Below are 21,708 nucleotides of genomic sequence, written 5' to 3' on the forward strand. Positions count from 1 at the left end.
GATTCAGTCGAATTGCCAAATAAACATTTTTTGATCCCAGAGGCCGGGACCGCAGGCGCTTATCCGCATTGAAGGTGCTATTTCAAGTTGCCCCTTGAACAGGCGAACTGCCTGAAGGTCTGTGAGGCAATCCGTACTGGGTGCAGGCATAGGGACGCTGCGCTCGACCATAAAGACTAACGACTGCCGATGGTCTTCGATTCGCACGTTGAGCTGTTTGTTCTCGCTGAAGCGACATGGCCATTGCATGTCCATTTTCACCGGGGGATCGCCCGCTCGGTTAAGTACGCAACGGCCCTTCTCATTGCTCAGGCTGAGCTGCCGACCTGCGATTTCGAATTGGGTCAATCCTGGGCTGTCTGGAGTTGTTTGATCGGCAATAGCATCAAGATTGAGGAGGCTCGCCAAAAGAATGCTGAATAACACATAGGCACGCATCGCTCAGCTCTCCGCTGTCTGGTGTGGGGCGCTCAGGTTTACACAGCCACATGCATGCTCAGGCTGTTTAGCGGCCAAGGGTGGGGTGATTGCCAAAATCGATCTCCTGATCAAATCTTATATATTCGTGCAGCACGTTCACTCGCTCGTACAGCCCGTTTTTGATTGTCCCTGCCTGCGTGTTACCAGGTCACTATATCTCAGAAATTCTGACGGGAATAAGGTCTAGTTTTCGTACAGCGCCTGGCTTGCCTGGGTTTGACGTATGATAGGTGACCGCAGCCAAGTCCAGTGGAAAAAAAGGAGTAGCTTATGGATAAGCGCAGTGAACGGCTTGAAGTGTTGAGAACGTTGATGGTGATCTTCGCTCCTGTGGGGCTTATTATTTTGATTGCTTCCAGATACCCCGCCATGATTGAGCGCAGAGTCGAGGCAAGGGCAAGCGAGCAAGCCGTTCGTCCGCAGCCGCCACTCGTTGAATCCACTCTTGAAGTAATAATGCCGGATGGAAAACGTATGAGTGAGAAAGAGGTACGGTCATTCCGTCGATTCTAAGCCTTCATCTGTCATGGTGATGACTCGGCCCTTCGACCTGGTAGTTATCGGCAACGCAAGGTGACGACGGCAGCTACTGGCCAGAAAACATCTGGTCAGATAGCCGCGCCGGGCTGATAGTGATCTTGTTATCGCGAGTGAAATAAGTCACCAGACAATGGGTTTGTCGTTCCAGTCCCGGAAGGTCCCACTGTCGGCCGGACCATGTACTTCTATCAGCGCAATAATGCGATCCGCGGAGAAAGCCGGTTCGAATAGTTGTCCATCAGGCACGTTCGCCTGGAATGGCCGAGACAGATCCGTGTCAGTCGTGCCTGGGTGTATTGCCAGTACAGTAGAGGCAGGGTTCAGGCGTTTCAATTCGATACTGGCCGTGTGCAGCAACTGGTTGAGCGCCGCTTTGCTGGCTCTGTAGCTGTACCAGCCACCCAATCGATTATCACCGATAGAGCCAACCCTCGCGGAGAGCGCCGCGAAGGTCGAAGGGTGTTTGCGCAATAGCGGGAGTAGGTGTTTAAGCAGCAGGATCGGTGCAAAGGTGTTGGTCGCGAAGCTCGCTTGCAGGCTCGCAAGCGTCACGTGTGCCAGGCCCTTTTCTGCTTTTGCGCCGTCCTGATGGAGAATGCCTAACGTACTGATAACGAGATGCAGATGATCGCACCCCTCAAGCGTCTCGCTCACGAGCGCTTCGAGGGCTTGCTCATTGCACGCATCGCAGTCGACTCGTTTCAGGCGTTGGCCATACTGTTCTGCAAGCTTTGTCAGTTCTATAGAGCTGCTGGCTTTTCGCGCTACCGCCCATACCAGAGCCACATCATCGCGCGCGAGCAAAGCCGCACACAGTGCCAAGCCTATGCCTCGGCTGGCCCCGCCTATCAGCACGTGAGCTTTGCTGTTCAGTTCGGGTATCAAACTCATAAGGCACCTTGAGGAGCATGGCTGAGGTTTTTTGACTTCGGGGCACGGCATGACGTTCAAGTAGACGGTTGCTTGCAAATAGAGACCTGAACGAAAGCGACTTGATGCTGATGAATACTCATCTGACGAAAAACTTACCGATCCACTGCTCTGCGTGTGTAATGCGCGTCGCTATTAATCAGGCCGAAACTCAACCGTCGCACCTGCCGCCTCAAGTTGTGCGCGCAAGCTGTGCAGTTGGCCTCTGGTGCCACTTGCGGCCTTTAACTCGGGCGCTCCGGCGAGTGCCAGCGCGTCCTTCAACGGCAATCCGCGACATTTGCTGACGATCTGAACAACCTTCAGCTTGTGGGGGCCTGGATCACTTACGATCAGGTTGCCTCTTTCAAAGTCGGCTGGATTATAGTCACTGATATCAGGGGAAGATTGTTCCAAAAGCGCTGTCTCCTGACGCGTATCGATGACCTCACGCCAGTATTCATTCGGAAAGCGGACCTCAGCCATGATCAAGCGGTTGAATTCGAAGGTGTCTTCATTCACCTCCGCCAATGCCTTCAGCAGGCGGCCAAAAGCTGCGAGGCTCGGTGCTATCTGAATGGCATCCCATCGTCCGGCACCGTGGACTGCGGTATAGACCGGATAACCACTTCCAGCCTCGTTAACGGCAAGGAAAACGGGATCATCCAGCCCGGTCATTGCGATGACATACCATTCGGGTTTCCAGTCGCCCTCAGCGTCGGAGACCAGGCTTTCGTCGGTATTACCATGCGTGCGAAAGCCCGCTTGAAAGTCATTGAAGCACTCAGGTTTTGCATAGTGCGTCGGTAAAGTCAGATCACCCACGACAATGCTGCTGGTCAGGAAATCTCGAATGTCTTCGTAGAATGACTTCATACGCTGATAGGCCCTCGCCGTGGGCTGAACGGTTAGCTTGGCGGTTGAAGCATACACAGTCCAAGACTGCTTCAGGCCGACTGCCTTTCGCGACCGGCGGAAAGCGACCCAAAAAAGACGTCATGGAAAGCATCGCCCTCGTTCCCTGGGTGGGGCAATCACCGCAGGAAGCGCCACGGTTGCGCGTGATAAAAAAATAAGCTTTTGTAGTGGAAACTTAGTATGGGTTACTCAGTCTGTATAAATGGTAGCATTTTGCTACTTTCGTAGTTTTGCCCGGTGCTCCAATCGCCAAAATTTAAAGGAGTCTGAGAAACTAAAGTATTCATAAGCGCTCCTGTTTGCCAGAAAATAAATGTTCGTGTGCGGTCGCACGGTCTATCGACCTTGCTTGTGATTCGATTCCTTTTGAGCGGAGCTTTCATGAAACTTAAGGTTGTTCTATTGGGGTCGATTCTTCTTGTTTCTCCCTTGTATCAGGCCTTGGCCGACAGTTGCAGTGCGAATTTGTCCGGCGGCTATACCTGCAGATACGATGATGGAACGACCTCTATCAGCAGCGCTAATGGCATGGGCGGGCTAAACACTAACTACAGCGATGGTCGCACGTCGCACAGCAGCGCTAATCTTTCAGGCGGGCAAGATACCCGCTACAGCGATGGTACGACCTCAAGAAGTACCGCTAACGTTTTTCACGGACAAGATACCGTCAACAGTAACGGCACTTGGTCGCAAAGCAGCGAGAACCTTCTTGGCGCACAAGATACTCGCTACAGCGATGGTCGCTCGTCGAGAGGCACCCCCAATCCATTTGGCGGGCAAGATACTAGCTATCGCAAGTAAGGAGTGCCGTAAACGTTTGGCCGTTCGCGCTAAACACTCATATAGCTTTCCTGGAGGGTGACGCATTTGCCCTCCAGGAGGTCTCAACAGCATACTCGCGATAAAGCTGAATTTACTGACGTAGACAGGTCTTTGCAGAACATGAATTCAAGTTGAACGTCGTTTTCGTTCGATAGCGGTCTTTTACAGCTCACTGCGACCTCCAGTGATGCAGACCTGATAGCCAGCAAGAGCTGCAACAAAATCCCAGCTTGCACCATACCCCACACAAACGCCTACCTCCTCAGCGCGATAGCCTCGGCCACAAGGCACTCCAGCGCAAACTGCTCGGTATACGTCATCTGAATCGGCGTAGTCTCGCCCTTTACCGTCCTCTCACCATCAAGAATGTAGCGAATGCGCTTGTCTGTCACGCCGATGCGTTTGGCGATCCACGAGGGGGTTTGCCCGATGCGTGAAATCAGCTTGTCGGCGTATTCGGTGGACGGGTTGTAGAGTTCTGCGTTGGGTGTCATGTGATGTCCAGATAAAGGTCGGCGCTTGGTAGGTGCTGAGTATGCAGCACGATGCGCTGTTCGTCGCCATGAGGGCTGGCAACCAACGCTTATTGGGCATCGACTGGAAGATTGCCCTCGCGAGCAAGCAAAACGTCGCCCGGCTCGCCCCCACAGTCAGCAAAAAATCAAAGCTTCACCCCCAACGTCACAAACGCGCTGCGCGGCGTGCCTACCTGCAGAATCTGCAAATTGCCTGACGGATCGGCAGCCGCACTGGCGTCTGTGTTGAGGGTGGAGATGTAGCGTTTGTCAAACAGGTTGACCATGTTCAGCGAGACGGTGGTGTCTTTCAGGGCACCGAGTTTGCCGAAGTCGTAACCGAGGTTGGCGTTCGCCAGCCAGTAGCCACTGACGCTGGAGTCATTGGTGTAGGTGTAATAGCGCTTGCTGATGTAGTTGCCTTGCAGGCCAGCGTTCCAGTGTTCCCAGTTCCAGTCCAGGCTGCTCGAATACATGAGTTTCGGTGTATCGACGACGGTCTTGCCTTTCACCTGCACGGTGCTGCCGCCACTGGCGTAGTCATCGTCGTAAGTGCTGTGGTTGTAGGACATCGAGTTGGACCAGCGCCAGTTTTCAGTGGGCGTCAGGCCCAATGACAGCTCCAGGCCTCGACTGGTCACCGAGCCGACGTTGGCCACGCCGTTCTGGCAGATGACGATGCCGGTGCAGTTGGTGATCGCCACCAGGCGGTTGTCGAACCTGGTGTTGTAGACCGCGGCGGAGGCCGAATACAGCTTGGTGCTGCGGCGCAAGCCGAGTTCGACGGTTTTCGAGGTTTCGGGTTTCAGGTCCTTGAAGCCGTTCTGCGCATCGACTGCAGTCTGTGTGGTGAAGAACGGGCTGTAACCGCCACTCGGAAAAGCCGCCATGTTTTCCGAGTAAGAGGTGAACACTTCATCGCTGTCGTTGAGTTTGTAGGTCGCGCCGATCTGCGGCAGAAATCTGTCACGCGCCTCCAGCGAGCCGCTGGCATAACCGCCACCTTTGCCTTTGGCCGTCGAGGTGGTCACGGTATTTTTTGCGCCGAACTCAAGTTTGAGCCGGTCATCAAGGAGGGTGTAGGTGTCACGCAGGTAGAACTGTCGTGTCAGGTCGTTGTAACTCTGGTCCAGCACGGTGGCCGCCAGCGGCAGGCCGTTGGTTTTGACGATATGGTTTTGCGGCGTCGCATTGGTGGTATCGAACAGATAACGGGCGATGTCGTTCTTGTTCGACTGAATCCAGAACCCGCCCTGAATTTCGTGCTGGCCCAGGAAGTAGGTCAGCGAACTCTGGAAGCCGGTTCGGTCGATGCCGTAAACGGTGCTGCGAATTGCGTTGCTGGGCACGGTGGTAGCGCCGCTGGTGTAGACAAACGGATAATAGGAGTTGCCCCGGCCCGAGTCGTGGTGGTGATAGACCGTGGCGTCCAGCACCAGGTCATCGGTCAGCGCGAAGTTGCCGTTGAGGATATCCAGTTCGTCATCACGCAGGCTGCTGGCGTTGTAGGTTGCATCGCCTGCGCTGGTCACGCCGCCGGTATAAATGCCATTGGCCGCGTTGACCGCGCGCGGCCAGTCCGGCGTGTAGTAGCTCCAGTTGTAGCCTAGCCGCTGGATGATGCTTGGCGACAGCGACGGCAGGTTGGCTTCGTCGTGGGACGAGGTGCTGTGAAAAAAGCTCACGCGGTTGTCGCCGAAGTTGTAGTTGATCTTGGCGTTCACGGCGTCGGATTTTTGCGGGTTGTTGTGGCCTTTCCAGGCATCGGCGTCGTATTTCTCTCCAGACACGTAGGCCGACAGGCCGTTGTATTCGCCCGTGTCGACACGCATGAACGTGCGTGAAGTGTCGTAGCTGCCCAGAGTCTGCGACAACTGTGCGCCGAATTCTTTTTCGGGGTTGGAACTGGTGAACTGGAGGGTGCCGCCCAGGTCGCTGTTCGACGCTGTCCCCAGCGAGCCTATGCCGGGCGCTACTTCACTGGCTGCGATGTTTTCCGCGATGATCGCCCGGGTAATGCTCAGGCCGTTGAAGTTGCCGAAGCTCATGTTGCCCAGCGTCACGCCGTCCAGTGTGTAGCCCAAGTGGTGCATGTCAAAGCCGCGCAGGCTGATGCGCTGGCTGCCTTCTTCGCGGCCCAGCGGGTCGCCAGACTGGAAGTTGACGCCCGGCAGGCGTTGCAGGATTTTCATCGGGCTGGTGCCTGCGGAGTAAGCCTTCACATCCTTTTGTGTCACGCGCTGTACCTGGCGTGTTTCGCCCTGACCGATGACCGAAACGGTGCCCAGCGTCATGGCTGCGGCATCGTCGCTGGCGGGCGGCGCTACAGGTGCCTGCACGTTGTCGTCGGCCTGAATGAACGGGCTGATCAGGCACAGTGAGTTCAATGAAATCAGCAGCGCGAGACGCGTCACGGGGAATCGGGAGGCGCGCGGTATCGATCGAATGCTCATGAAAAGGGTTTCCTGGAGGCGTCAGGGGGCCGCGCTTGCGGCGGGTCATGTGTTTAGCGTCGAGTGTTGTTCAGGGGCTTTCGGTGATCACCGACAGGCGACTGATGCCGGCTTTCTGCACATCGGCCAGCACTTGGGCGACGCGGCCGTAGCGGGTCGCCTGATCAGCACGCAGGCTGACGGCGACGTCCGGGTCTTGGTCGTGCAGGGCTTGCAGCGCGTCCGGCAGTTGCTCCATTGCCACCGCCTGGCTGTCAATGAACACACCACCGCTGGCGTCGACGCTCACCACTGTCGGGCTTGCCTGGTCCAGTGAGGTGGTGGCGACGGTTTGCGGCAGGTCCAGCGGGATGGAGTTGTTGAGCAACGGCGCGGTGACGATGAACGTCACCAGCAGCACCAGCATTACGTCTACCAGCGGCGTGATGTTGATGTCGCTGATTGCATCGTCGTCATGGGAGGTGGAGAAGGACATCTCAGCTCACTCCTTTCAGGTTAGGTGCTGCCTTGTCGCGACTCTCGGGTTGCAACCGGAAGGCGTTGCGCTGCGAGAGGTTGAGAAAGTCCACGGCGAACTCCTCCAGGTCGGCGATCACCAGCTTCATGCGTCGTCCGAAAAAGTTGTAGGCCAGCACGGCGGGCACGGCGACGGCGATACCGACGCCGGTCGCCACCAAGGCTTCACCGATGGGTCCTGCAACCACCGCAATGCTCGCTGACTTGGCCTGGCTGATCGCTGTGAGTGCGTGAATGATTCCGAAGACGGTACCGAACAGACCGATAAAGGGCGCTGTGCTGCCGATCGAGGCCAGCAGGATCATGCCGCTCTCCAGGCGACGACGCTCCTTGTGGATCTGCTGGCGCAGGCTGCGCTCCAGCAGGTCCTGACGATTCCAGCTGTGGCCCAGGTCCGGCGAGTCGTGCGGCGTTGCGAGGGCCTGCGCGCCTGCGTCGGTCAGGCGTGCCAGGCTGCCTTCACTGTGCGGCAGGTGCAGCGCATTTTTCAGGTCGCGGGCGGCCCAGAATTGCGTCGAGTAGCGCCGGTTCTGACGGCTCAGTCGCCAGTGCTGAAGAGTTTTGCCGAGCAGCAGCGCCCAGGTCACCAGCGAGAAAATCACCAGCAACGTCATCGAAGATTGAGTGATGAGTACGGAATAAGCAGTGTTCATGACGTAAGCCTCAGGGTGCGAGTTTGAAAGCCAGGGGCACGTTGACCCAGCCTTCAACCGGGGTTTCGCCGCGTTTGGCGGGAATAAAAGTCCATTGCCGGACAGCGGCCTGCGCGGCTTCGTCCAGCGCCGGGACGCCACTGCTTTGCAGCACTTGCACCTGATCGGTACGTCCGCTGGGCAGCACATGAACGCGCAGCAATGTCGTGCCTTCCTGGTGCCTGCGCGCAGCGGCGGGCGGGTAGATCGGGGGCGGGTTGTTCAGGTAACCGGCGCGGCCTATGGGCGCAGTGGTGGTCTGTGCTGGCGCAGGTGCTGCAGCTGGCGACGGTGCTGGCGCGGGCGCAGGTGTCGTCGGTGCTGTAGAAGGTGCCGCGGAATGCGTCGGTGCGGCGGGTTTTGCTGCGGCCGTTTTCGCCTGCGTTTTGGGCCTGGGCAATGCTGTGGGGTTAGGCGCAGCAGGCGCGGGAGCCTGCTGCTGTGGTTCGGCCGCAGGCTGTGGCGTCGGTTGTGAAACGGGCTGCGTGGCTGGCACGGGGGCTGGCGGCGGCACCCATTGCACAGTGATCGGCATTGGCGGCGTGGGTTCGGGCGCCTGTGGGTGCTCGGCTGTCAGCCAATACGCCAGTGCAGCATGCAAACTGAGCGCAACCATGATCGCCAGTGCGTTTTGCGGCCATGCTCGTGGTTGCGCCGGGTTCTGTTGCGGCACGCGCAGCGAAGACGGGGCGACCGGGCAGCCGCCGTTTGGCTGTTCTGGCCAGTGGCGTAACTGACGCGGCGGTAGTCGGCGGGGCAGGATCAGCGTTGACATGAGTTCAGCTCACCAGCGAAAGAGTACGAGCCCGGCGCGTTGGCGACGGGCTCGTTTCAACTGGTGCTGATATTAATACTCAGTGTGTGTATTAATTATGACCACTGCCGCTTGGTCAGGGTTTTTCTATCGATGGAGGCGGGCGAGGGGATTTCTACAGTGGCTGTGTCAGCTCGCGACAAACGCCAGCAAATCCTCGTTCAACTGCTGCGCGTGAGTCACGGCAAAGCCATGCGGTGCGCCTGAATAGACGTTCAGTCTGGCACCCTTGATCAGTTCGGCAGCGCGTTTGCCCGAGGCCTCGAAGGGCACCACCTGATCGTCATCACCGTGGATCACCAGGGTCGGCACATCGATTTTCGCCATGTCATCACGCAAGTCCGTTGCCGAGAACGCCGTGACGCAATCCAGCGTGCCTTTCAGCGAGGCAAGCAGGGCGATATTCAGCGTCTGGGTCAGTACGCCCTCGGAGACTTTCTGGCCATGGTTGATGCCATAGAACGTGTTGGCGAAATCGCTGATGAACTGCGCACGGTCTTTCAGCAAACCGTCCTTGATCCCGTCGAAGACTGACTTGTCGACGCCTTCCGGGTTGTCTTCGGTCTTGAGGAAAAACGGAGTCACCGAGCCCAGCAAGGCCAGTTTGGCGACCCGCTCGCTGCCGTATTTGGCGATGTAGCGCGTCACGTCGCCGCCGCCCATCGAGAAACCGACCAGTGTCACGTCGCGCAGGTCAAGGTGCTCGATCAATGCCGCCAGGTCGTCGGCGAAGGTGTCGTAGTCGTAGCCCGTCCACGGCTGGCTGGACCGACCAAAGCCGCGACGGTCATACGCGATGGTGCGGTAGCCGCGGCTGCTGAGGTATTCCATCTGGTATTCCCACATGTCCGCATCCAGCGGCCAGCCGTGACTGAACAGTACCGGCGTGCCTGTGCCCCAGTCCTTGTAATAGATCTCGGTGCCATCTTGTGTGGTGAACGTGCTCATGTAGATTCCTCTCGATGTCGGATTGATCGGGCAGCGCCATTGCGGGCTGACTCATCGGAGCATTTGGCAGCTCCCGATAATTCCGGCATTCAGCCCTTTGCATAGTTCAGCCGGGAAGACTAAATGCACGGTGCCAAGGCGGCTTTTGAAACATTGGCTCACCGTATTTCCCTCCCACAACCGAACTTGCCGGGCAAACGGGAATCAGTTCCTTGGGACTAAAGCCCCCGGACCTGTCCATTTAAGGAGAACTGCGTGGCGTCTCAGCTGAAAATCCTGATCCTGTCGGGTCTGTTGTTATTGGCAGGCAGTTTCAATCTTCAAGCGGCCGATGTTCCTGCACTGCCCATGGGCGCCGCGGTGCCAGCCGATGACAAGGCGGCCGACAAGGCCGATGGCAAGGCTGCTGACAAAGCAGCGGCCAAGCCGGATGAAAAGGCCGCCGAAAAAACCGATGCCAAATCAGACGCTGCTGCCGACCCTGCCGCAGCCGATCCGGCCGCCGAGCTTCTGGTGCAAGGCGGTTTGCTTGGGGCTATCAGCTCCAGCATCGATGACGTCCAGGAAAAGCTCAATCTGGATGACAACCTGTTCGACGCCTGGCGATTGCGCGCCGACCGCGCAGCCGATGAACTGGAAAAACTGGTCAACAAACGCACGACGCGCTCTGGGTGGAGTGTCGTGGGCGACTTTCTCGCCCTGTCGTTTGTGTGGATCGGCTCGTTCGCGGTACTGACGACCCTCGGACGCTTCCTCGCCGTTCGCCTGTGCCGGACCAACTTTATCCATGTTCGCGAGCGCAGCCAGGCGCTGCTCAAATACGTCTTGCCGTTCACATTGCCGGCGATCATCTGCCTGCCGTTGACCCTGTATGTCAGTCACTTCATGCCGGCATCGGTCGGCCGTGCGCTGGCGCTGTGTTTTGCCTACGCGACCAGCAGCGGCATCGTGTCCACCTCGGTGCTGCTCTGCGTGATCGTGATGTTCAACTCCGGGCACAAGCGCGCTGCGGTGCGCATGATCCGCCGCTACGCGCCAAGGCCCTTGTTTGTGGTCGGCTTTCTGGCGGCGCTGAGCGATGCACTGACCAGCCCGCAGATCGCCCGTCAACTGGGCAGTAACGTTACCACCAGCGTTGCAGTGTTCACCGGGCTGTTCGCCTCGGTGGTGTTCTGCATGCTGATCATCAAGGTACGTCGCCCGGTCGCGCACCTGATCCGTAACCGCTCGTTGGGCAGCCGCTTGCAACGACCTGCACTGCAACAGTCGCTGAAGATATTCTCCAATCTGTGGCACCTGCCGATTCTGCTGATGATTCTGGTCTCGGCGATCAACCTCATCGGTGCCGCTGAAGACAGTCAGGAAGCGCTGCGTTGCGCGTTGTTCACGACCATTCTGCTGATCGCCACGGTGTTTTTGAGTACGGTCTTCCAGCACCTGTTCAAACCGAACGAATCTCTGGGGCGCGGCGGCCATGTGTACAAGGCGCGCCTGCTGAGCCTGCTGTATGCGGTAGTGCGCATTGCGCTGGCCATCACGTTCATTGAGGTGTTGGGGCGTATCTGGGGCTTCTCGATGTTCGAGTTTGCCCAGCGCAATACTCTGGGCCGGGTGATCAGCGACTCGTTGAGCAGCATCGGCCTGATATTCGTGGTCACCTGGTTGCTGTGGGTGGTGCTCGACACCGCGATTCAGGAAGCCCTCAAACCGCCGGTCAACCATCGCAGCGGCCGCCAGCCGAGCACGCGCATCAAGACCATTCTGCCGCTGCTGCGCAACGCCGTTAAAATCATTCTGGTGGTGATCTGCGCGATCACCACCATGGCCAATCTGGGCATCAATGTCGCGCCGCTGCTGGCGGGTGCCGGGGTGGTCGGTCTGGCCATCGGTTTTGGCTCGCAACAACTGGTGCAGGACGTCATCACCGGCCTGTTCATCATCATCGAAGACACGTTCTCGGTGGGCGACTGGGTGGTGCTCAGCACCGGCCACTCCGGCTCGGTTGAAAGCCTGACCATCCGCACCGTACGCCTGCGGGACGGCAAGGGCTTCGTTCACTCGGTGCCGTTCGGGCAGATCAAGGCGGTCACCAACCAGTCGCGACAATTCGCTTACGCGTTCTTCTCGGTGCAGTTCACCTACGACTCCGATATCGACGATGCGCTGGCGCTGATCCGCGAAACCGGGCAGTCGATCAGTGATGACATTCTGCTCAAGCACAACCTGCAGGGGCCGCTGGAGGTGTTCGGCGTAGACAGCATGAACCTTAACGGCATGGTGTTAACGGCGCAATTTCGGACCTCTTCCGGTGGTCAGTACGCAGTGGGGCGCGCCTTCAACGAGCGCCTCAAGCGGCTTGTGGATAAAAACCCGAACGTGCGTTTCTCGCAAACTTATCCACAGGTGGTCATGGGGCCGGGATTCAACAATCCGCAAGCGGGCACCGAACCCGAAGGGCCTCCTGCGCCGTCGGACCCTGCTGCTGCCACACCTTCTGCGCCAGCACCGGCACCGCTGGGTCTGCCCAAGGGTGGCGGCGCGCCAGGGCCTGCGGCTCAATAACTGAAGGTGTCGGCCATAAGGGAGGCGCTGTAACGCCTTGTTTTGGCATCATTAACCGGCCAGGCTGCGCAACTGTTGGGGGTTGGCAGCCAACGTGTTATGTTTGCAGGCGTTTTTGATTGTTCGTTTGATTATCTGACACCGAGCCTGCTGACTCTATGCGAATGCGCCTTATGCTGTTGGGCGGCGGGAATGCCCTCGGGCAGGCGCTGATTCGTCTGGGTGCCGAGGAAAACATTGGTTTCCTTGCACCACGTCCACCGCAAGACGGCTGGGATGCGGCGAGCCTCACGCAACTGCTTGACGACACCCGTCCCGATGCCCTGATCAACCTTGCTTACTACTTCGACTGGTTTCAGGCGGAGAGTGTCAGCGAAGCGCGTCTGACCCACCAGGAACGCTCTGTCGAGCGCCTGGCCGAACTGTGTCAGCACCACAACATTACGCTGGTTCAGCCTTCCAGCTATCGAGTGTTCGACGGCTCGCGGGCGACCGCCTACAGCGAAAAAGACGAACCTGTGCCATTGGGCCTGCGCGGCCAGGCGCTGTGGCGTATCGAACAAAGCGTGCGCGCGACCTGCCCGCAACATGTGCTGGTACGTTTCGGCTGGCTGCTGGATGACAGCGCCGACGGCGTACTGGGCCGCTTTCTGTCGCGTGCCAAAGAGCCCGGCGAATTGCTGCTGGCCGATGACCGACGTGGCAACCCGACACCGGTCGACGACGCCGCGCGGGTGATCATTTCGGTGATCAAGCAACTCGATTGCGAAGCGCCGTTGTGGGGTACTTACCACTACGCCGGGCATGAGGCGACCACGCCGCTGGCACTGGGTCAGGCGGTACTCACCGAAGCGCGCCTGCTACACCCGCTGGCTATCGAGTCGCCTACCGCGCAGGCGCATGCCGCGCGTCCCGACGCAGCCGAAGAACCGCAACACGCGGTGCTCGCCTGCAAGAAAATTCTCCACACTTTCGGCATCAAGCCCCGCGCCTGGCGGGCCGGCTTGCCAAGCCTGCTGGATCGGTATTATCGACATGTCTGACGCTCCTGTTCTGATCACTGGAGGTGCGGGTTTCATCGGCTCGCACCTGACCGACGCATTGCTCGCCAGCGGGCACAGCGTGCGCATCCTCGACAACCTTTCGGCGGGCAAGCGCAGCAACCTGCCGCTGGACAATCCACGGGTTGAACTGATCGAAGGCGATGTGGCCGATGCCGAACTGGTCAAGCGTGTGGCGCAGGGCTGCAAGGCGGTCGTTCATCTGGCGGCGGTGGCCTCGGTGCAGGCGTCAGTCGATGACCCGGTGCGCACCCATCAAAGCAATTTCATCGGCACGCTGAATGTCTGCGAAGCGATGCGCGAGGCGGGTATCAAGCGGGTGATCTTCGCGTCCAGCGCAGCGGTTTACGGCAACAATGGCGAAGGCGAAGCGATCACCGAAGACACCACCAAAGCACCGCTGACCCCTTATGCTTCGGACAAACTGGCCAGCGAGTTCTACCTGGACTTCTACCGCCGCCAGCATGGCCTGGAGCCGGTGATCTTTCGCTTCTTCAACATCTTCGGCCCGCGCCAGGACCCGTCGTCGCCGTATTCCGGCGTCATCAGCATCTTTGCCGAGCGCCTCCAGAACGGCTTGCCGATCCTCGTGTTTGGCGATGGCGAGCAGACACGCGATTTCTTCTACGTGGGCGATCTGCTCAAGCTGCTGTTGCAGGCTCTGTCACGAGACAGCGCCATCGAAGGCGCGATCAACGTCGGATTGAACAACACCACCTCGCTCAATGAGCTGTTGTCGGCACTGTCGCAAGTGGTTGGCAAACAGCCGCAAGTCACCTACCAGGCGCCACGTTCGGGAGACATCAAACACTCCCGCGCCAGTAATCGGCGACTGCTGGAGCACTTCACCCTCGATGAAGTCACCCCTTTGAAGCGCGGGCTTGAGTTGCTGATAGGGTAGTGAATGCAGGAACGGACCGGGCGATGCGTCGCCTATCCGCGATCTCTCGATGTAGGAGCGGACTCGTCCGCGAAGACGATACTCCGTTATTTCGAAATGAACTATTAACGTCCACAAAAAACAAAGGCACCCGATAAGGGTGCCTTTGTGTGTGGCGTTTGAAAGTGTGCAGATCAGAACTTGTAACCCACACCGACCATGTACACCCACGGGTCGATGTCCACATCGACCTTGGTCTGGCCGACTGCCAGCGCAGATGGGCCGTCCACTGTCGCTTCGGACGCAATATCCACGTACCAGACCGAGGCGTTGACCAGTACGTTGTCGGTGATCATGTAGTCCATGCCCAACTGAGCGGCCAGGCCGACCGAGTCCTTGAGTTTGAGGTTGCTGAAACCTTGACTCTTGCGATCGCTGGTCAGGTCATTGTCGAAGAAGGTGGTGTAGTTGATGCCCACGCCCGCATACGGCTGGAATCTGGACGAAGGCTCCATCGGGTAGTATTGCAGCGACAGGGTTGGCGGCAGATGTTTGACATCGGCCAGCTTGCCGTCAAGCCCGGGGCCCAGGCCCTTGACGGATACGGTGTGGTTGAACGGTGTGGCAGCCAGCAGCTCGATGCCGATATGGTTGGTGAGCATGTAAGCGAACGTCAGGCCCAACTGAGTATCGCCATCCAGCGTCGATTTGGTGCCGGAAACCTTGGCACCGTCCAGGCGGACTTCACCGCTGTCTTCGTTGGGCTGGACGTGGGCGGCACCGGCGCGAACGATGAAGTCGCCTTTCTCGTAGGCGTTCGCCGCGAGCGGGGCTGTGAGGGCAAGCGCGGCAAGAGATGCGCGTAGCAGATGCTTGTTCATGGAGGCTCCAGGGGATCAGTCAAAATTTATGGGCAGAATGTTAAAGCGCTGTCGAGCGGCGACTTTGACTCAGCTCAATGAAATCGCTGGGAACCCCGTCATCCTTATGAATCCGGCAACTCGTAGACAAGAATCTTGTCTGCCTGCATCTGATAACCCGCTTCTGCCAGTTCGCTGGTCGACGACTTGGCCTGCATCGGTCCTTCGATCCAGTACGGCTGATACAGCTCATCGACCTTCACGCCCAGCTCACTCGTGACATGCACGATCTGGTTCGCTGGCGGCGGCGGCACATGGATGCAGGCGCCGAAATACGGCACCAGCAAAAACTCCGTCACTCTGCCTTCCTCACTGACCTCAAGCGGCACGATGTAGCCCGGTAAACGCACCAGTTTGCCATCCAGTGCCTTGACCACCGGCGCATGCGGTGCCAGTTGATGGGCCGCAGGCGCTGCCTCCATGGCCAGTGCATCGGACAGCTTGGACATATCGTGTATGGGCGCCGTTACCGGCTTCACCACGGGTGCATCGGGCGGAATCATGTCATTCCAGGTCAGTTCACGCGGCTCGGCGGCCCACACCTGAGTGGTAACCGAGAGCAGCAAAGTGAGTAGCATGCGCCGCATCATGAAGGTCCTCATAAACGAATCGACAGTCCATCGGCCAGTGACTGCCTGTAGGCTCGCCAGGCTGGCACGGTTCCCATCAACAGCGCGCAACCGAGAATGCCACCCAGTAAAGTCCATTCATATTGGCCAGGTGGCATAGACGACAGGTATAAGCCGTAGTTCTCGAGCACGTAGTCGTGGGCCGCGAAAATGCCGATATAGAGCAGCGCAAGGCCACTGACCACCCCGGCCAGTGCCAGGGCGAAGGCCTCCAGTATAAGCAGGCTTGCGATATGCCAGGGCCGCGCGCCGACCGAGCGCAGGATGGCCATTTCCCGACGTCGTTCGTTAAGGCTGGTGAGGATCGCGGTCAGCATGCCGATCAGCCCGGTCAGCACCACGAACAGCGAAATCACGAACAGCGCCTTTTCAGCGGTGCCCATCAAGCTCCACAGTTCCTGCAAGGCCACGCCCGGCAGAATCGCCAGCATCGGCTCGCCGCGGTACTCGTTGATCTCGCGTTGCAGGCTGAACGTTGAAATCTTGCTGTTCAGGCCCAGCATGAACGCAGTAATCGCGGTGGGCGTCAGGTCCATGTTGCGCGCCTGATCGGCTGAAATGCGTTCGTTGCCCCGGGCCGGCGCGCCGTTGTGCCAATCGATATGGATGGCTTCCATGCCGCCCAGGCTGATGTGCAGTGTGCGATCCACAGGCGTGGCGGTAGGCTTGAGGATGCCCACCACGGTAAACGGCTTGTCGTCGTGCTTGACCAGGCTGATCGCTGCAACGCCGTGCGCCAGTACCAGCTTGTCACCGAGCTTGTAATGCAGCGCTCTGGCGACTTCCGAGCCAAGGACAACCTCAAAAGGATCGGTCTGAAACTCACGCCCTTCAGCCATTTGCAGGTGCTGCTGGCGGCCGAACTGATAATGCTCGAAGTACGACTCGTTGGTGCCCATCACCCGGTAGCCACGGTGCGAGTCGCCCAACGAAACCGGTATCGCCCATTTGACCTGTTGGCTTTGGGCAAAGTGCTCGAAGCTGTCCCAGCGAATGTTGTTGGTGGCGTTACCGATGCGGAACACCGAATACAGCAACAGATTGAGCGAGCCGGAGCGCGCGCCGACGATCAGGTCGGTGCCGCTGATGGTGCTGGCGAAGCTGGCGCGGGCTTCGGTGCGCACCCGCTCGACGGCCAGTAACAGGCAGACCGAAAGGGCGATGGCGAAGGCAGTGAGAAACGCAGTAAAGCGGCGGTTGGCCAGGCTGGCGAGCGCCAGACGAAACAGATACATCTCAGATCTCCACAGCGACGGCGGCGCGATTCAGGTCGCTCAGCGACAGGTTGCGATCAAACAGCGGAGCCAGGCTCTGGTCATGGCTGACGAACAACAGGCTGGCGCCGGCCTCGCGACATTCGGCGAACAGCAGACGAATGAATGCCTCGCGCGAGTCTGCGTCCAGCGCGGATGTCGGCTCGTCGGCAATCACCAGTTCAGGCTGGCCGATCAGTGCCCGTGCGGCGGCGACGCGCTGCTGCTGACCGATGGACAGCGAATCGGCGCGGCGGGCGAGCATCGCCGGGTCTTTCAGGCCCAGATGGGCGAGCAGGGCGGTGGTAGCTTTTTCGACACTGCCGTGACGTTGCCTGGCACGTTCGGCGCGGACGCTGGAAAAGTGGCAGGGCAGCTCGATGTTTTCCCGCACCGACAGAAACGGCAACAGATTGAACTGCTGAAAAATGTAACCGGTGTGGTCGACACGAAAGCGATCACGCGCCGCCGACGACAGGCTCGACAGCTCCTGATTCAACAGGCGAATGCTGCCGCTGACAGGTTGCTGCACGCCGCCGAGCAGGCCCAGCAACGTGGTTTTACCGCTGCCGCTGGGGCCTTTGAGGAACAGGGTTTCGCCGGTTTCGAGGCGAAAGCCCGGGATGTCCAGCAATTGAGGGTGACCTGGCCAGTTGAAACTCAGGTCAGACAGCTCGATCAGTGCTTGGGGCATGGGCTGACTCACGCTCGGTTGGAAATTAAAAGACCGGGCCAGGCCCGGTCGTTGTGCCGCAGGGTGCGATCAGAATTTCAGCGTTGGGTTGGCTGCGATCACTTCTGCGCCCGACTGGCCGCCTGGCGAAATCAGTTGTACCTGAAGCTTTTTGGTGGCGGGGAAGGTTTTGAATATCTGCGACAGGTCGAGATTTTTCAGAACGGCCGGTGCGTCGCAAACGAATTTGTAGTGACCGTGAATTTCACTGTGTTCATGGTGTTCTGCATCGCCAGCCTTGGCGTGCTCGTCGTGCTCGTCATCCTTGTCGCCAAACAGCGGGCTTTCCAGTTTCACCGACGTAGCCGAGCAGTTTGCCGCATCGGCGATGCTGAACAGTGCATTGGGCTTGAGCAGCAACTCGCGGGCCTTGGCGACCTTGTCTTTGTCTTCTGCTGAGGTTGCAACGTGCTCGAAACCGACGATGTTCATGGCAGGGCTGTCGAACTCAAACTCCAGCGTCTTGCCTTCCAGCACCACATCCAGACGCCCGACGCCATGCTCGTGGGCACCCAGGCTGCCGTGTTCGTCGCCGTGATCGTGGTCGTGTTCTTCAGCAGCGTGCGCAGCAACAAGTGGCAACAGGGCGAAAGGCAGGGCGAGTAGCAGGCGGCGCATAGCGAACTCCGGAAGTTATGGGCGGGTATCTGTTATGTGATCTTATAACAAGTGCCGGTGAGGGTGGACGTGTTTTTTGTGCCGCGCCTGGATGATTGAGTCGCTTTAGGCCGGCAGCGTGTGGTGCTCTCTGGAATACCTCGACCCGCGCTTATGCAGAAGTAGTCTCACACGTTGCGTCATCAAGTCCTACTCTGGAAGATGAAAATCGCTACACCTGCGCCGGATGCGTCGGGAGGATTTTCATCGCCAGCCCGCACAGGCGTTCGACGTCGGTCGAGTGCATTATCAAGGACGATATCCATGAACAAACTCCATTCGAACAGGGAAATACTGCGTGCGGTGTACAAGGATCCGACACGTATCACCGAGTTTGCCGACACTGACATCGTCCTGCATAAGGCGGATCAGGGCGCTGGTGGTGGCCTGTCCATAGCCATCGGCAAGGACGCGGTGCTTTCCCACGAGATCAATCTGCTCAGACGCACGCGTCAGACGCTCTACATGGATGTCCACGACATCATTGCCAACGACCATTTCGGCTCGGTGGTGGGCGACCTGCGCGCCCGCTGCGAGGGGCGCAGAATCATCATGCCGTTTTGCGGCCTGTGGCGATTTCGTGACGGCAAAATTATCGAGCACTGGGAAAACGTCTACGACGTGCGCGCACTCGGCAATTTCATGAACGGCAAAGAACCGGTCATCAATCAGTGGCTTTACGGCTGAGCCCTTGCGGTTGTGCATGGGAATGCGCGCCAGCCTGTGGGAGCATGTGTGCCTGACTGTCAGCAGGTACACATCATGTTGCGTATTCGTGGAACCGTAGGCCAATGGCCGGTGGATTTGACCCTTGAACTGGACGAAGGCGACTGGGCCCAACTGGGCGCGCAGCTCAAGGCGGTAGCGCCTGACCTGGCGGCACCGACCGCTGCCGAGAGCAAGCCGATCAACCCGGATGACCGACTGTGGCTGGTCGCTCGGGAAATGCTGCAAAAAGCCGGGCAAATGAGTGGGCCGGATCTGCTGGGGCAACTGGAGGGGCTGGCCGGCAGCACCGCCGCTGGCAAGCATTTGCTGGTGCGTTTGCGTCACTCTGCGAACGTGAAGGTCGAGAGCGGCGGGGATGCGCCGCTTTACAGCTGGGTAGAAGCGACCTGATCTGACCTGGTTGTTCAGCCACAGGAAACCGTGCGTCGCCTGTGTCGAACAGCCTTAATACAGCGCAGCAAACAGCTTGCGGCGATACGCCGTCACCAATGGATGGTCATTGCCCAGCAGGTCGAACACTTGCAGCAGCGTCTTGTGCGGCAGGCCTTCGGCGTAGTTGCGGTTGCGGATGAACAGCTTGAGCAGGCCATCAAGTGCGGCTTCGTACTGTTGACGCGACAACTGCTGAATCGCCAGTTGATGCGCGGCTTCGTCATCCTGAGGGTTTTGCGCCAGACGGCTTTTCAGCTCGGCAGCATCCGGCAGGGTGGCCGCTTCAGCCAGAAAAGTCAGTTGCGCCTTGGCACCGGCCAGTTCGGCTTTATGTGCATCGCCGGTAACTGCATCGAGCACAGCGCGGGCTTCACTCAACTCGCCACGCTCGGCCAGGCAGCGCGCATACAGAATCAGCGCGGCTGCGTTAGTGTTGTCTTCGCCCAGCAGTTGCTTGAGAACCGCCTCGGCCTCGGAGAATCGGCTTTCGGCAAACAATGCCTGCGCCTGCTTGAGCGGGTCAGCCGCCGGGGGCGGTGGCATGACGACATGTTGTTCAAGAATCTTACGGATTTCCGACTCGGGCTGCGCACCGGCAAAGCCATCCACCGGCTGGCCGTCCTTGAAAAGCACCACGGTCGGCAGGCTGCGAATACCGAAGCGGGAGACAACATCCGGCTCAGCGTCGCAATTGACCTTGGCCAGCAGCAACTCGCCCTGATAGCTTTCGGTGATCTGCTGCAACAGCGGCATCAGGACCTTGCAGGGCGCACACCACTCGGCCCAGAAATCAACGAGGACAGGCTGATCGAATGATTTGTCGATCACCTGTTGGTCAAAGTTCGCGCTGGTTGCGTCGAAGATGTAAGCAGTTTCTTGGCTCATTGCACGTCTCGAAGAATCTGAATGCCGCCAACTATAAAGCCCGCAGGGCAATGCTGAAAGCGGCGTCGGCGGTGGGGCATCATCCTTACCCTACGCTTGGCACTGTCCACACATCTGCTTTTGATTCTGCAGAAACCGTTTGGCTGAGCGATTCTGGACTGTTATTCAGCGCTCACCGCGCCGCGTGATACACACTCACGTCGCGAAACTCGTGCGGCTCTGCCAGGTCCGGCAGGGTGTGCGCATGCAGTATCGCCACACGCTGGTAGGCATCGTGCTTGAAGTCGCGCACGCGGGAGTCCGCCACCAATGCCTCGCGGCCTCGGGAGAGAAACTGGTCCAGCAGCGGCATGTTGGCGCGGTCGTAGAGCACGTCGGCGACCAGAATCAGATCGAAGCGGTCCGCCTCGGCAAAGAAATCCGTCGAGTAGCTCAATGGCACCTGATTGAGTTCGGCATTGGCCCGGCAGGCAGCGAGCGCCAGTGGATCGAGATCACAGGCAACCACTTCAAGCGCCCCGGCCCTGAGCGCAGCAATGCCCGCCACACCCGAGCCCGCACCGAAGTCCAGTACCCGCTTGCCAGCCACCCAGTGCGGGTTTTCAGCCAGAAAACGCGCCAGGGCCAGGCCACTCGCCCAGCAGAAGCTCCAGTACGGTGGATCTTCCAGAATACGGCGCGTTTCATCCGGGCTGAAGGCGCGGTCCATGTTGGCCTCGTCGATCAGCCACAGCTTCAGCTCTGTGCCCGGCAGCGCAGTGACAACCAGCCGGGCGTCGCCAAGCAGTTCGCTCAACGCGTGTTGCAGATGTTGCGGGGCGATCATGGCGCCTTGACGAACTGCAATTGCCCCAGTGCCTGAGTGGTTGCCTGTTCGATGCGCATTGATGGCAGGTGCAGAATCAACTGTCCTGATTTGCTCGCGCGGCCGCGCAATTCGACGCGTCCGCCCACCGGAAAGGCTTCAGGGTTGAAGCGCAACTGAAACGGCAGCGACTGGCCGTTGCCCTTGAGCAGGGTGCTGGTCAGCAGTTTTTGCGGACGACCGCGATCGTCGATCACCAGCATCGCCAGTTCGACCTCGGCACCGGCCGGGACACCCAGCAATTGCCCGCTGAGCTCACGCTGATAAGGCAGCAACGGACCCGGCCCGGCCGGCAGCTTGATCGCTGGCGCCACTGGGGGCGCGGCGACAGGTTTCGGGGCGTCATTGCTGCTGCATGCGGCCAGCAAACCGATGAGGCCGAGTAAAAAAAGGGGGCGTAACGTCATCAAGAGCTCCACAAGACAAAAATCGAAAGGCTGTGTCACGCCAAGCGTGCAGTATTACCGAGCCGGGGCAATTTCACATCGCTTTAAT

Annotated in this window: 23 protein-coding genes and 1 pseudogene; 7 read left to right on the top strand and 17 right to left on the bottom strand. The window is 59.0% G+C overall.

The features are described 5' to 3' along the window. Positions 1 to 3 precede the first annotated feature (3 nt). Positions 4 to 534: pseudogene (locus tag QRN38_RS24935) on the bottom strand (hypothetical protein). Positions 535 to 750: 216 nt separating this feature from the next. Here QRN38_RS24935 and QRN38_RS24940 point away from each other — a divergent pair. Then, positions 751 to 993: a hypothetical protein gene (locus QRN38_RS24940; protein WP_057417500.1), complete on the top strand. Its 243-nt coding sequence runs from the start codon at positions 751 to 753 to the stop codon at positions 991 to 993. Between the two features lie 147 nt (positions 994 to 1,140). Here the strand turns inward: QRN38_RS24940 and QRN38_RS24945 are convergent, their stop codons facing one another. Together QRN38_RS24945 and QRN38_RS24950 are read right to left on the bottom strand one after the other, a co-directional pair. Continuing rightward, positions 1,141 to 1,911, bottom strand: a complete 771-nt coding sequence (locus QRN38_RS24945) for an SDR family NAD(P)-dependent oxidoreductase (protein ID WP_007245468.1) — start codon at positions 1,909 to 1,911, stop codon at positions 1,141 to 1,143. Positions 1,912 to 2,085: 174 nt separating this feature from the next. After that, positions 2,086 to 2,805, bottom strand: coding sequence for a hypothetical protein (locus QRN38_RS24950; protein ID WP_007245469.1), 720 nt, complete (start codon positions 2,803 to 2,805; stop codon positions 2,086 to 2,088). Between the two features lie 423 nt (positions 2,806 to 3,228). Here QRN38_RS24950 and QRN38_RS24955 point away from each other — a divergent pair, with 423 nt between their 5' ends. Beyond that, positions 3,229 to 3,648 carry a hypothetical protein gene (locus QRN38_RS24955; RefSeq protein WP_005768976.1) on the top strand — a complete coding sequence of 140 codons (420 nt, stop codon included), beginning with the start codon at positions 3,229 to 3,231 and terminating at the stop codon, positions 3,646 to 3,648. A 275-nt stretch (positions 3,649 to 3,923) separates the two neighbouring features. On the opposite strand, the gene QRN38_RS24960 is transcribed toward QRN38_RS24955, so the two are convergent. The 6 genes from QRN38_RS24960 to QRN38_RS24985 all read right to left on the bottom strand — a co-directional run bounded on the left by QRN38_RS24960 (position 3,924) and on the right by QRN38_RS24985 (position 9,607). Further along, the gene (locus QRN38_RS24960) at positions 3,924 to 4,163 is read right to left on the bottom strand and encodes a hypothetical protein (protein WP_005768979.1); all 240 of its coding nucleotides are present in this window, start codon (positions 4,161 to 4,163) and stop codon (positions 3,924 to 3,926) included. Positions 4,164 to 4,330: 167 nt separating this feature from the next. Next, complete coding sequence (locus QRN38_RS24965; protein ID WP_057417501.1) at positions 4,331 to 6,637, bottom strand: TonB-dependent receptor; 2,307 nt, start codon at positions 6,635 to 6,637, stop codon at positions 4,331 to 4,333. 70 nt (positions 6,638 to 6,707) lie between these two features. Next, the gene (locus QRN38_RS24970) at positions 6,708 to 7,112 is read right to left on the bottom strand and encodes an ExbD/TolR family protein (protein ID WP_005768982.1); all 405 of its coding nucleotides are present in this window, start codon (positions 7,110 to 7,112) and stop codon (positions 6,708 to 6,710) included. Between the two features lies 1 nt (position 7,113). Then, positions 7,114 to 7,806, bottom strand: coding sequence for a MotA/TolQ/ExbB proton channel family protein (locus tag QRN38_RS24975; RefSeq protein ID WP_005739308.1), 693 nt, complete (start codon positions 7,804 to 7,806; stop codon positions 7,114 to 7,116). 10 nt (positions 7,807 to 7,816) lie between these two features. After that, positions 7,817 to 8,620, bottom strand: coding sequence for an energy transducer TonB (locus QRN38_RS28410; RefSeq protein WP_081025282.1), 804 nt, complete (start codon positions 8,618 to 8,620; stop codon positions 7,817 to 7,819). 168 nt (positions 8,621 to 8,788) lie between these two features. Next, positions 8,789 to 9,607, bottom strand: coding sequence for an alpha/beta fold hydrolase (locus QRN38_RS24985; protein ID WP_057415820.1), 819 nt, complete (start codon positions 9,605 to 9,607; stop codon positions 8,789 to 8,791). Between the two features lie 255 nt (positions 9,608 to 9,862). On the opposite strand from QRN38_RS24985, the gene QRN38_RS24990 reads away from it, so the two are divergent. The 3 genes from QRN38_RS24990 to QRN38_RS25000 all read left to right on the top strand — a co-directional run bounded on the left by QRN38_RS24990 (position 9,863) and on the right by QRN38_RS25000 (position 14,131). Beyond that, positions 9,863 to 12,169 carry a mechanosensitive ion channel domain-containing protein gene (locus QRN38_RS24990; RefSeq protein ID WP_057415821.1) on the top strand — a complete coding sequence of 769 codons (2,307 nt, stop codon included), beginning with the start codon at positions 9,863 to 9,865 and terminating at the stop codon, positions 12,167 to 12,169. A gap of 158 nt (positions 12,170 to 12,327) precedes the next feature. Beyond that, positions 12,328 to 13,212: a sugar nucleotide-binding protein gene (locus tag QRN38_RS24995; RefSeq protein ID WP_032640563.1), complete on the top strand. Its 885-nt coding sequence runs from the start codon at positions 12,328 to 12,330 to the stop codon at positions 13,210 to 13,212. Then, entirely contained in the window at positions 13,205 to 14,131 is a 927-nt protein-coding gene (locus QRN38_RS25000) for an NAD-dependent epimerase/dehydratase family protein (RefSeq protein WP_057417503.1), read from the top strand. Before QRN38_RS24995 ends, QRN38_RS25000 begins: the two co-directional genes overlap by 8 nt. 173 nt (positions 14,132 to 14,304) lie before the next feature. On the opposite strand, the gene QRN38_RS25005 is transcribed toward QRN38_RS25000, so the two are convergent. From QRN38_RS25005 to QRN38_RS25025, 5 genes are all read right to left on the bottom strand, one after another. Continuing rightward, a complete protein-coding gene (locus QRN38_RS25005) occupies positions 14,305 to 14,991 on the bottom strand; it encodes an OmpW/AlkL family protein (protein ID WP_057417504.1) in 687 nt (228 codons plus the stop codon). Between the two features lie 104 nt (positions 14,992 to 15,095). Then, positions 15,096 to 15,620, bottom strand: coding sequence for a DUF3299 domain-containing protein (locus QRN38_RS25010; protein ID WP_005769001.1), 525 nt, complete (start codon positions 15,618 to 15,620; stop codon positions 15,096 to 15,098). Positions 15,621 to 15,628: 8 nt separating this feature from the next. Next, entirely contained in the window at positions 15,629 to 16,894 is a 1,266-nt protein-coding gene (locus tag QRN38_RS25015; RefSeq protein ID WP_005769004.1) for an ABC transporter permease, read from the bottom strand. A gap of 1 nt (position 16,895) precedes the next feature. Next, positions 16,896 to 17,606, bottom strand: a complete 711-nt coding sequence (locus tag QRN38_RS25020; RefSeq protein ID WP_007245482.1) for an ABC transporter ATP-binding protein — start codon at positions 17,604 to 17,606, stop codon at positions 16,896 to 16,898. Between the two features lie 69 nt (positions 17,607 to 17,675). Continuing rightward, on the bottom strand, positions 17,676 to 18,263 hold the full coding sequence (locus QRN38_RS25025) for a DUF2796 domain-containing protein (RefSeq protein WP_057417505.1): 588 nt from the start codon (positions 18,261 to 18,263) through the stop codon (positions 17,676 to 17,678). 303 nt (positions 18,264 to 18,566) lie between these two features. Here QRN38_RS25025 and QRN38_RS25030 point away from each other — a divergent pair, with 303 nt between their 5' ends. Then, positions 18,567 to 18,989, top strand: coding sequence for a nuclear transport factor 2 family protein (locus tag QRN38_RS25030; protein ID WP_005614373.1), 423 nt, complete (start codon positions 18,567 to 18,569; stop codon positions 18,987 to 18,989). A gap of 75 nt (positions 18,990 to 19,064) precedes the next feature. Next, the gene (locus tag QRN38_RS25035; protein WP_005769010.1) at positions 19,065 to 19,421 is read left to right on the top strand and encodes a hypothetical protein; all 357 of its coding nucleotides are present in this window, start codon (positions 19,065 to 19,067) and stop codon (positions 19,419 to 19,421) included. Positions 19,422 to 19,475: 54 nt separating this feature from the next. On the opposite strand, the gene trxA is transcribed toward QRN38_RS25035, so the two are convergent. The 3 genes from trxA to QRN38_RS25050 form a co-directional block, all read right to left on the bottom strand. Then, the gene (gene trxA, locus QRN38_RS25040; protein ID WP_003379146.1) at positions 19,476 to 20,348 is read right to left on the bottom strand and encodes a thioredoxin; all 873 of its coding nucleotides are present in this window, start codon (positions 20,346 to 20,348) and stop codon (positions 19,476 to 19,478) included. Positions 20,349 to 20,520: 172 nt separating this feature from the next. Continuing rightward, positions 20,521 to 21,174 (bottom strand): class I SAM-dependent methyltransferase, encoded by a 654-nt coding sequence (locus QRN38_RS25045; protein ID WP_057417506.1) that lies wholly within the window; start codon positions 21,172 to 21,174, stop codon positions 20,521 to 20,523. After that, positions 21,171 to 21,620, bottom strand: coding sequence for a lipoprotein (locus tag QRN38_RS25050; RefSeq protein ID WP_003379143.1), 450 nt, complete (start codon positions 21,618 to 21,620; stop codon positions 21,171 to 21,173). Before QRN38_RS25050 ends, QRN38_RS25045 begins: the two co-directional genes overlap by 4 nt. Between the last annotated feature and the right edge of the window lie 88 nt (positions 21,621 to 21,708).

This window comes from Pseudomonas sp. CFBP2511, from assembly GCF_030209255.1.
GTDB classification, from domain to species: Bacteria; Pseudomonadota; Gammaproteobacteria; order Pseudomonadales; family Pseudomonadaceae; genus Aquipseudomonas; species Aquipseudomonas avellanae.

Bases quoted from the DNA above. Each gene is read 5' to 3' on its own strand.
- QRN38_RS28410 (WP_081025282.1), bottom strand. From the start codon at position 8,620: ATGTCAACGCTGATCCTGCCCCGCCGACTACCGCCGCGTCAGTTACGC.
- QRN38_RS24945 (WP_007245468.1), bottom strand. From the start codon at position 1,911: ATGAGTTTGATACCCGAACTGAACAGCAAAGCTCACGTGCTGATAGGC.
- QRN38_RS25010 (WP_005769001.1), bottom strand. From the start codon at position 15,620: ATGATGCGGCGCATGCTACTCACTTTGCTGCTCTCGGTTACCACTCAG.
- QRN38_RS25035 (WP_005769010.1), top strand. From the start codon at position 19,065: ATGTTGCGTATTCGTGGAACCGTAGGCCAATGGCCGGTGGATTTGACC.
- QRN38_RS24965 (WP_057417501.1), bottom strand. From the start codon at position 6,637: ATGAGCATTCGATCGATACCGCGCGCCTCCCGATTCCCCGTGACGCGT.
- QRN38_RS24960 (WP_005768979.1), bottom strand. From the start codon at position 4,163: ATGACACCCAACGCAGAACTCTACAACCCGTCCACCGAATACGCCGAC.
- QRN38_RS24995 (WP_032640563.1), top strand. From the start codon at position 12,328: ATGCGAATGCGCCTTATGCTGTTGGGCGGCGGGAATGCCCTCGGGCAG.
- trxA (WP_003379146.1), bottom strand. From the start codon at position 20,348: ATGAGCCAAGAAACTGCTTACATCTTCGACGCAACCAGCGCGAACTTT.
- QRN38_RS24955 (WP_005768976.1), top strand. From the start codon at position 3,229: ATGAAACTTAAGGTTGTTCTATTGGGGTCGATTCTTCTTGTTTCTCCC.
- QRN38_RS25025 (WP_057417505.1), bottom strand. From the start codon at position 18,263: ATGCGCCGCCTGCTACTCGCCCTGCCTTTCGCCCTGTTGCCACTTGTT.
- QRN38_RS24975 (WP_005739308.1), bottom strand. From the start codon at position 7,806: ATGAACACTGCTTATTCCGTACTCATCACTCAATCTTCGATGACGTTG.
- QRN38_RS24970 (WP_005768982.1), bottom strand. From the start codon at position 7,112: ATGTCCTTCTCCACCTCCCATGACGACGATGCAATCAGCGACATCAAC.
- QRN38_RS25045 (WP_057417506.1), bottom strand. From the start codon at position 21,174: ATGATCGCCCCGCAACATCTGCAACACGCGTTGAGCGAACTGCTTGGC.
- QRN38_RS25005 (WP_057417504.1), bottom strand. From the start codon at position 14,991: ATGAACAAGCATCTGCTACGCGCATCTCTTGCCGCGCTTGCCCTCACA.
- QRN38_RS25020 (WP_007245482.1), bottom strand. From the start codon at position 17,606: ATGCCCCAAGCACTGATCGAGCTGTCTGACCTGAGTTTCAACTGGCCA.
- QRN38_RS25015 (WP_005769004.1), bottom strand. From the start codon at position 16,894: ATGTATCTGTTTCGTCTGGCGCTCGCCAGCCTGGCCAACCGCCGCTTT.
- QRN38_RS25000 (WP_057417503.1), top strand. From the start codon at position 13,205: ATGTCTGACGCTCCTGTTCTGATCACTGGAGGTGCGGGTTTCATCGGC.
- QRN38_RS24950 (WP_007245469.1), bottom strand. From the start codon at position 2,805: ATGAAGTCATTCTACGAAGACATTCGAGATTTCCTGACCAGCAGCATT.
- QRN38_RS24940 (WP_057417500.1), top strand. From the start codon at position 751: ATGGATAAGCGCAGTGAACGGCTTGAAGTGTTGAGAACGTTGATGGTG.
- QRN38_RS25050 (WP_003379143.1), bottom strand. From the start codon at position 21,620: ATGACGTTACGCCCCCTTTTTTTACTCGGCCTCATCGGTTTGCTGGCC.
- QRN38_RS25030 (WP_005614373.1), top strand. From the start codon at position 18,567: ATGAACAAACTCCATTCGAACAGGGAAATACTGCGTGCGGTGTACAAG.
- QRN38_RS24985 (WP_057415820.1), bottom strand. From the start codon at position 9,607: ATGAGCACGTTCACCACACAAGATGGCACCGAGATCTATTACAAGGAC.